Source organism: Mesorhizobium sp. M7A.F.Ca.US.011.01.1.1 (assembly GCF_003998295.1).
In the GTDB taxonomy this organism is placed as follows: Bacteria; Pseudomonadota; Alphaproteobacteria; order Rhizobiales; family Rhizobiaceae; genus Mesorhizobium.
The window spans coordinates 19,966-28,677 of record NZ_RZRT01000067.1 but is presented as its reverse complement, the minus strand read 5'-3'; the positions used below and the strand labels follow the sequence as shown (position 1 = coordinate 28,677).

General features: G+C 58.3%; 7 protein-coding genes and 3 pseudogenes. All 10 read right to left on the bottom strand.

What is annotated here, in order from left to right:
• Nucleotides 1-220 (bottom strand): annotated as a pseudogene (locus tag EOA13_RS32225) (hypothetical protein); the annotation flags it as partial.
• Between the two features lie 276 nt (nt 221-496).
• Complete coding sequence (locus EOA13_RS32220) at nt 497-1,654, bottom strand: TlpA disulfide reductase family protein (protein ID WP_063170386.1); 1,158 nt, start codon at nt 1,652-1,654, stop codon at nt 497-499.
• 599 nt (nt 1,655-2,253) lie between these two features.
• Nucleotides 2,254-3,267 (bottom strand): 1-aminocyclopropane-1-carboxylate deaminase, encoded by a 1,014-nt coding sequence (locus tag EOA13_RS32215; RefSeq protein WP_024505903.1) that lies wholly within the window; start codon nt 3,265-3,267, stop codon nt 2,254-2,256.
• A gap of 236 nt (nt 3,268-3,503) precedes the next feature.
• Nucleotides 3,504-3,695, bottom strand: a complete 192-nt coding sequence (locus tag EOA13_RS39090; RefSeq protein WP_127230899.1) for an exopolysaccharide production repressor protein — start codon at nt 3,693-3,695, stop codon at nt 3,504-3,506.
• Between the two features lie 79 nt (nt 3,696-3,774).
• Nucleotides 3,775-4,090: pseudogene (gene fdxB / locus EOA13_RS32205) on the bottom strand (ferredoxin III, nif-specific).
• Nucleotides 4,087-4,290, bottom strand: coding sequence for a CCE_0567 family metalloprotein (locus tag EOA13_RS32200; RefSeq protein WP_063169367.1), 204 nt, complete (start codon nt 4,288-4,290; stop codon nt 4,087-4,089). Before EOA13_RS32200 ends, fdxB begins: the two are co-directional and overlap by 4 nt.
• A gap of 45 nt (nt 4,291-4,335) precedes the next feature.
• Nucleotides 4,336-4,763, bottom strand: a pseudogene (locus tag EOA13_RS39085) (DUF269 domain-containing protein).
• A gap of 335 nt (nt 4,764-5,098) precedes the next feature.
• On the bottom strand, nt 5,099-6,244 hold the full coding sequence (locus tag EOA13_RS32190; RefSeq protein ID WP_063170388.1) for a TlpA disulfide reductase family protein: 1,146 nt from the start codon (nt 6,242-6,244) through the stop codon (nt 5,099-5,101).
• A 272-nt stretch (nt 6,245-6,516) separates the two neighbouring features.
• Nucleotides 6,517-6,894, bottom strand: a complete 378-nt coding sequence (locus EOA13_RS32185; protein WP_024505270.1) for a hypothetical protein — start codon at nt 6,892-6,894, stop codon at nt 6,517-6,519.
• A gap of 13 nt (nt 6,895-6,907) precedes the next feature.
• Nucleotides 6,908-8,206, bottom strand: coding sequence for a SidA/IucD/PvdA family monooxygenase (locus EOA13_RS32180; RefSeq protein ID WP_063169368.1), 1,299 nt, complete (start codon nt 8,204-8,206; stop codon nt 6,908-6,910).
• Nucleotides 8,207-8,712 lie beyond the last annotated feature (506 nt).

Below are 8,712 nucleotides of genomic sequence, written 5' to 3'. Positions count from 1 at the left end.
GCTTGGTGATGATGAACTCGGCCAGCAGCTCGGCATCCGAATGGCCTTCCCATAAGCCGAAGGAATCCTGAGTACGAATGAGCCGCAGGAGGCATTTGACGAACGGGGAAGCAAGGGCCTCGTCGTCATTGTTGACAGCAGGGCCAACCGGAGGAATTTCGTTGTTCGTCATTTCAGTCTTCGTCTTCGAGGTACGATTTCCTTTTCCTGCGATGCCCACTCCGGGTCCGCTTGCGTGGCCGACGAATGGCTTGGGCGGGCCAACCCCAAGAGTGCCCCGTGGCCGACCTCGACATGTCCACGAGTGCGAGACCTGCGGCGCGAATTCGCGGCGCACATCGTCTGCGCCGCGATCCGACCGGTGGTCAACGCAATTGAAATCCAACCTTCCGCAAGCCGCCGCCCTGCTGCATCGACATACTTGCTGCGAAGAGAGCTTCGATGGGCGGATTGGCCAGTGTTCAATTCCAATTGTCAGTCCCTTCGCGATTCTTGCTCAGGAAGTGACTTCGTTTTGAGTTTCGGGTGCCTTCTTTTGCGGAGCCACACAAAGATCCGCGTGACAGGCAGGCTCACCCGTGTAGTTGGCCAGTGCTTCGAGCAATGGGGTAAGATAGTACTGTTTGGTGTGGTCCGGAATTGGCCCCAGCCGGTCCACCGATTTCAGTGCCACCTCGATCAACTCGATTGCGCGATCTTTGTTGCCGCTCTCGTAATAATACTGAGCTACCGGGAGGTACCGGAGGTATTTAAACGGGCCATCGCCGTTCGGGGGATTGAGTGCCAGTATCTGTTCCGAGAGCTCGTTGCCCATCGCAAAGCGCTCCGCGCGCGGAAGATGGGAATTGTCCATCGTGGGATCGAAGAGTTGGTTGAGGGCCAAGGCCATCCACGACACCGCGTCGGACGTTTTGTCGATCGCGTCCTCGACCAATTCTCGCATGACCGGCATGCCGGTCTTGATGTCGCGCAGCTTGTGAAGCAGAAGATCCGCATGAATCTGCCGGAACTCACAAGAGTCTGGCATCAAGGCGAGGCCTTCTTCGATGGCCAAGAGCGCCGCCGTCCAATCCTCGGCCTGCATCGCCGGCTCAAGTTTGGCGTATATCGGCCCGGTAAGCGACATTTCGCGCGCTGCAAGTTGGTTATGCGCGATGCGCTTTGCATCGGCGGCTTTCGCTTCATAGCTGCTGCGCCAGCTGCCGTTAAGGACTTTCGGCAAAACGTCATCGAGTTCCGCCGGGTGGCCGATAAAAGCGATGTGGCCGTCGCGGTCGACCACGAACGAGGTGGGAATCCCAATCGAAGAGCTGGGATCCATCCAGAGCTTGTTCATTTCGCCAATGTAATCGAACCCGATACGATAATTCAGATTCGGGAACTCCTCGGTCAGCCAGGCATCCACGTTGGTCCGCGCCTCGTCTGCGGTAGGACCCTGTTCGCAGGCGGCAACTCCGACCGCCTCAAATCCGCTGCCTTCATATTTCTCCTGCAGTTCGATCAAATGGGGCATGGCGTCGACACATGGTCCGCACCAAGTCGCCCAAAACTCAACGAGGTAGACCTTGCCGGGCCGAAAGTTCGTGAGGGGCTCGCCACGCAGCCAGTTCTCCACTTTGATCGCAGGAGCCGGGGACCCCATACGCAGTTCCATCTTGGTGTCCAAAGTCATTCCACACCTTTCGTCTCTTTTGTCGCGGAATATTTTCCAGTCAAAATCGGACACGGTCTCGAGGGCATCGCTCCCTCTGGCTTGCTTCAGCGAAGCTCTCACCGTGTTGCCGCACATCAAGCTGCAACGGAGGTGCCAATTCCCTCAGCTCCGGTAAGCGGCGGGAAATGCTTTGAAATTCTCCACGAGGCCAAATGCGGCCGATTGTCGTGAACCCGACATGTCTTCTGCCGCTGTCGGGTTTCGCCCTATCACTCTTGAGAGCTTGGACGGCTCGCCTGTGATTAGACTGGCCTCGGCCCTCGAGCAGTGGCAGTTTGGCGCCAGTTCGAAAGCGCGAACTCGCCGGCTTGGTCCTCGTGCCGCCACCGCCGCGTGTGGATTCTTGCCCCGGAGTCAAAATTCGCCTCGCGGTTGCCAACGGCGGCATGCGCTCAATGCGCGTGGCGTTGAGCACCGACAGCACGTAATGGTACCAATTAGTGGATGCCCGTCGCTGCCTCCACTTCTCCAGCCAAGCGCTCGAACGACGCTACCTACCCACGTTCGAGCGCGACCGCGGAATCGCAGACTGCCGAACGTCAGCCGTTGCGAAAGGTGTAGCCGTACCCGTTGATCGCCGGTGCGCCGCCTAGATGTGCGTAGAGGACCCTCGATCCCTGTGGAAAGAAGCCCCTCTGGACGAGGTCGATCATCCCTTGCATCGATTTGCCCTCGTAAACGGGGTCCGTAATCATGCCCTCGAGCCGCGCGCACAAACGGATTGCCTCTTTGGTTTCCTCCGATGGAACGCCATAACCCGGGTACGCGTAGTCCATGAACAACACCACGTCTGCCTCGACAATTTCCGCTCCGAGGTGGACGAGCTTCGCTGTATTTTGGGCGATGCCAAGCACCTGCGCCTTGGTCTTGGCGGGCATGGCGGAGGCATCGATACCGATCACGTTGCGCTGTCGACCATCCTTGGCGAACCCGACGAGCATGCCGCCGTGGGTTGAACCAGTCACCGTACAGACGACGATATAGTCGAAGGCAAACCCAAGCTGCTCTTCCTGGGCACGCACCTCCTCAGCGAACCCCACATAGCCCAGGCCGCCGTATTTGTGGACAGAGGCGCCGGCAGGTATCGCATATGGCCTGCCGCCCCTTGCCTTGACTTCATAAAGTGCCTTTTCCCAGCTGCGGCGGATGCCGATGTCAAAGCCCTCGTCAACCAGGCGCACCTCTGCCCCCATGATGCGGCTCAAGAGGATATTGCCGACCCGGTCGTAGACAGCATCATCATGTGGGACCCAGCTCTCCTGGACCAGGAGGCATTTCATGCCGATCTTGGCGGCGACCGCAGCGACCATGCGCGTATGGTTGGACTGCACGCCACCGATTGTGACGAGCGTATCGGCATCTGACGCGATCGCGTCGGGCACAATGTATTCGAGCTTGCGCAGCTTGTTTCCGCCGAACGCGAGACCGGAGTTGCAGTCCTCGCGTTTGACGTAGATTTCCACCTTGTCGCCCAGATGCTTGCCGAGGCGGTCGAGCCTCTCGATCGGCGTGGGTCCAAAGGTGAGCGGATAACGTTCGAATTTTTCCAGCATGCTATCTCCAGCAAAAAAGTACCTGAACCTGCTACGCACCGGTCAGCCCAGGGGTATGGTCGCGTGTTAGCCGAACACAGATTCCCTATACGATCAGCTCAGTCATCAGAGGGTGACCAAAATTGGTGTGGGTCTGAGCACTGATCCTGTCATCCGCGCATCAAAGCAGCAGCACATGCTGGGCATTCGACCAAGCCGGGACACAGCTGAAAATTGCATTCCGCAGTTGATCAGAGTCAGACGACTGGTACCCGAGCTTTCCTGTAACCATCGGCATGCTGGCCCCTGTGGCGAGTTCCACGAGCGCGGCTAGAGGACTGCCAGATCAGAAAGAGCACGCGGCCGAAGTAGCCGGCCTGAAGCAGCAGCGAACAGGCCAGCGTCGTGACGACTGCCACACGGAGCGAATCCAAAGCGAAGTAAACCATCGACGCATTGCTGCACAGGACCAGCCCCACGAGCCGACAAAAAGATGAAGTGCACGCCGCTCCCCTGGTTTTCGCCAGATCATGTTGCGAGCTCGTCGGCCGGAACATGCGTCTGGCAGTTCTTGGGGCAGACGCGGCCGCAGGCTCCGCAGCCTATGCAGCGGCCGGCATCATCGACAACCATGATCATGCGATTGAGCTTGCCGTCGAAATCGTCGTCCTCGTCATCGCAGGGGCGAGGATTTCACCCGCATCATCAACGCCGTGAAGATGCATGACATCGCGCGAGCAGACCTTGAAACAACGGCAGCAGCCGATGCAGGTTTGCTATCGATGGAGGTCAGGTACGACGGCATCCAAATGGAGCCGTCACGGGTGGTGAATGTGCGCATCATCCTAAATTCTTCATTGAAGCGAGTTCTCTCTTGGCAACATCCAACTCGGCATAAACGGCTTGGGTTTTCTCGGCGACTTCCTGTATGTCGGCCCACTTGCCCGGCAGACCCTCGACAAGGTCCTGCAATGCCATCTTGGCAATAGCTGCACGCAACTGGAGCTTTCGGACTTTCTTCCTCATCTTATCTAGGTCTGACATAGATCCTTCCTGGAACAATGGTTTTTTGATGCGCTCCATCTCGGGCTAGGCTTCAATGGCTGCAGTCGCATCGTCGACCAGTTTCGTACCGGCCTCAGCAAGTTTGCGGAAAGTCTCGAAGCCGAACCGGTGGACGTCTCGACAGAACGCCCAACCGCCGGAAGCCCCCACGGGTTTCATTTCTATTGTCGGCGACGTCGACACGCCGGAGCGCTCCTCGATCGCAAGCGCTACGGCGGTGTAAACATGTCGAGCCTCCACAGCGCGTCAGGATCGGGATCGCCGCCAAAGGGTACCGCACGTTGCTGTTGCTTGGTGATGATGAACTCGGCCAGCAGCTCGGCATCCGAATGGCCTTCCCATAAGCCGAAGGAATCCTGAGTACGAATGAGCCGCAGGAGGCATTTGACGAACGGGGAAGCAAGGGCCTCGTCGTCCCCGTGGACAGCAGGGCCAACCGGTTCATGAGGAATTTCGCTTTTCCCCAATTTCAGTACTCCTCTTGAAGGACGATCTCTTTTTCTGCGATGTGTGGTTCGGGCGCTTGCGTGGGCGGGGAATGGCTTGGGCGAGCCGATCCCACGCAACAGTGTCCCGTGGCCGACCTCGAGCACGTCCACCAATGCGAGACCTTTCACCGCGGCGCGAACGCCTGCGCCGCGGTTCGACCCGAGGTAAACGCAATGGAAATTCCACCTGCCGCAAGCCGCGCACTTTTGCGGCATCGACGTTATTGCTGCGAAGTGCGCCTGGGCGGGCGGATTTGCCGGTGTTCAATTCCAATTGTCATGCCCTTCGCGATCCTTGCTCAGGAAGTGACAGCGTTTTGAGTTTCGGAAGTCTTGTTTTGCGGAGCCACACAGAGACCCGCGTGACAGGCAGGCTCACCCGTGTAGTTGGCCAGGGCTTGGAGCAACGAGGTGAGGTAGCGCTGTTTGGTTTGGTCCGGCACTGGCTCCGAATGGTCCAGCGATTTGATTGCCACCTCGATCAACTCGATCGCCCGGTCCTTGTTGCCGCTCTCGTAATAATACTGAGCGACCGGAAAGTAACACCCGAATTTAAAGTCTCCATCGCCTTGCGGAGGATTAAGTTCCAGGATCTGTTCGGAGAGCTCCTTGCCCATCGCAAAGCGATCATCATGCGGAAGATGGGAGTTGTCGATCGTGGGATGGAAGAGTTGGTTCAGCGCCATCACCACCCAAGACATCGCTTCGAACTTTTTGTTGATCGCGTCCTCGACCAATTCGCGCATAAGCGGCAAGCCGGTTTTGATGTCGCGCAGCTTGTGAAGCAGAATATCCGCATGAACCCGCCGAAAATCAAAAGAGTCTGGCATCACGGCGAGGCCTTCTTCGATGGCCAATAGTGCCGCTGCCCAATCCTCGTCCTGCATCGCCGGCCCAAGTTTGGCGTATATCGGCTGACTCAGCGACGATTCGCGCACACGCGAGATTCGCTTTGCATCGACGGCTTTCGCTTCATAGCTGCTGCGCCAGCTGCCGTTAAGGACTTTCGGCAAAACGTCATCGAGAGGTGCCGGGTGGCCGATATAAGCGATGTGGCCGTCGCGGTCGACCACGAACGAGGTGGGAATCCCGAACGAAGAGCTGGGTTCCAGCCAGAGCTTTTTCATTTCGCCAGTGCAATCGAACGCTGTCCGATAATTCAGATTCGGGAACTTCTCGGTCAGCCAGGCATCCACGTTGGTCCGCGCTTCGTCCGCGGTTGCAGCCTTTTCGCAAGCTGCGACTCCGATAATCTCAAATCCGCTGTCTTTATATTTCTCCTGCAGTTCGATCAAATGGGGCATGGCGTGGACACATGGTCGGCACCAAGTCGCCCAAAATTCAACGAGGTAGACCTTGCCGGGCCGAAGGCTCGTGAGGGGCTCGCCACGCAGCCAGTTCTCCACTTTCAGCGCAGGAGCCGGGGACCCCATACGCAGTTCCATCTTGGTGTCCAAAGTCATTCCACACCTTTCGTCTCTTTTGTCGCGGAATATTTTCCAGTCAAAATCGGACACGGTCTCGAGGGCATTGCTCCCTCTCGCTTGCTTCAGCGGAGCTCTCACCGTGTTGCCGCACATCAAGCACGGCAAAGGGCATGCCAACCCTTCTTAGCTTCGGCAAGCGCCGGTACCGCCTTGAATAAGCGAGCCCTAACACGGCCAGCTGACGTTAACCTGAATGTCGGCTTTCGACGGCTCACCTTAGCGGCTGCCGTTTAGGAAGGTGAGAGTTTGGCTGGCCCGCTGGCGATAAGACCGGCTTCGGCGTCCTGGAGTAGTCGCACTTCGGCGATGGGGTCGAAAGTGCGGGAGAGGCTCGGTACCCTTGCAGCCACCGCCGCATGTGGCCCGGCGTCATAATTCGCGTCGCGGTTGCCAACGGCGGCGTTGGGCTCGATCCACGTGGCGTTGAGCCCGACAGCACGTAAAGCTGCATCGTGATTGAATGCCCTTTGCTGTTTCACGCCAAGCAGGAGTCGCGCGACGCTACCTTGCTCAAGCGCGAGCAGAGCGATCTGACGCCGTAGGAATATTGCTCGTCCCGCTTTTGCCGCCAGAGGCGGAAATCTTTCCTGAATGCCACCGCCGATCATCAATATCGACGAATCATATCCCGCTGCCCATTTGTTCGACTCCGAGGTCGGGCCAGCACTCCGTCAAGGGACGGTTGATGAACCCTAGATGCTCGGGATTGGCGCATGGCGCGCGCCGCAGAAGGCTGTCAAGGATGCGGCGCGCTCGCCAGGCCAGCAGCCCAAAGTTCGGATCAGCCAGCCCGCGCTGTCCAAGGCAGGCGTTCTGAACGAAAAGGCGTCGGTCTCGCGGTCCGTCCCAGTACACCGAAAAATCCTCGCCGATGGCGAGCTCATTGCCGATCTGTTCGAGGCGATCTGCGATCGGTTCTAGGAAACCCGGCAGCGGTTTCTCGTACCCGGTGGCCAGGATGACGATATCGGCGGTTACTTCTCCGATGTTGTCCAAGCCGCGTTGCAGCGTGAGCCTGTGCCCTGCTCCGGCATTGATGCAGCGCGACACGTTGCAACTTGGCCGCAATGTGATCTCGCATTGGTGTGGCTCGAGAAAGGCGTGGTGGTAGAGCGCCTGATAGACCGCGCGCAACTTGCTTTCTGAAATGCCCTCGGAGGCAAGCGCGAAACGCCGCAGGAACAGCTGTCGATGCACCTCGCTCATCGCAGCAAAACGATCCGAGAAGCATGGCGTGAACAGCCCGTTTGTGAACGCGTGGTCGTCGAAAGGCATCTCGCGCGTCAAGACCCATGTGATCGCCGCGGGCCGCCGTTCTTTCGGCCGGCCGACAAGGTGCAGTAGCAGCTCGGCTCCCGACTGTCCGCCGCCAACAACGCAGACATGCTTTTTTTGCACCTCAGGATTGATGTGGGCCAACTCAGATGAGTGGAACAGGTTGGGTCCAGTCCAGCCATGAAACTGAGGCGGAATTTGCGCCTGCTTGCCTATGTCGATGACGAGGTTTCTTGCATCAAGGACCGCGTTGTCCGTCCGCACGCGAAACTCGCCGTCAAAGCGGATTTCGCGAACGGCCTCGCCGCCACGGACAAGCGGATTCTTCTGGAACGCCCAGTTGAGATATTGGGCGAACTCGGCTCTAAGCACCCCGTGAAATTGCGCATTGAGGAAATTGTAAAGACGCCCGTTCTCGTGGAGGTAGTTTACGAATGTGTAGGCTGATCGCGGATTGACCAGAGTAACCAGATCCTGGAAGTGGCCGACCTGGAGCTCCGCGCAATCGAAAGCGCTGCCTGGATGTCCTCGGAAATCGACCTCCCGGTCCAGGAACAGTGCCCCTTGCGCAATCTCTTCCTGTATCTGACACGCAAGGCTCAAATTAGATGGTCCAGCACCCACACCAATACAAAAGAGGTCCACTTATCCTTACTCCTCTAGGAGTGTTTTCCAACTCAGCGGCATGTTGACGTCGATTGCCGGGCATTGAGCAATGCGAACCTCACAGGCATGCTTGAGCCGCGGTCCCGACTGAGAGGACAGCAAAAGCGTGTGCCGCCTTCCAGGTCTTGGGCTCAATGTCGGCGGCATCGACAGCGGCGCGGCGTGATCCGAACCCAAGAGCAGAAGGAAAGTGTGTGATGCTGTCGCGCGGCTCTTCCGGATCTTACGGCGGCTTCTAGCGCCGGCCTCCACCCCAGGAGTGGCTGTTTCCCTGCCACGACGGAAGCGGCTCTTTCTTTCGAGGGGCGTAACCATGGATAACGGCTCTTAATGCTTTCGGAGACTCCCATGCATGCGGCGTGCCGGATAAAGACCTGTCAAACCAACGAGTTCGCGCAGTTCCAGCTCGTCTGGAATCCGACATTGTCGCACGCCCGACGATCGGGCAGGGGAAGCTCCGCGGCAGCGGCCCTTGCACACCGCAG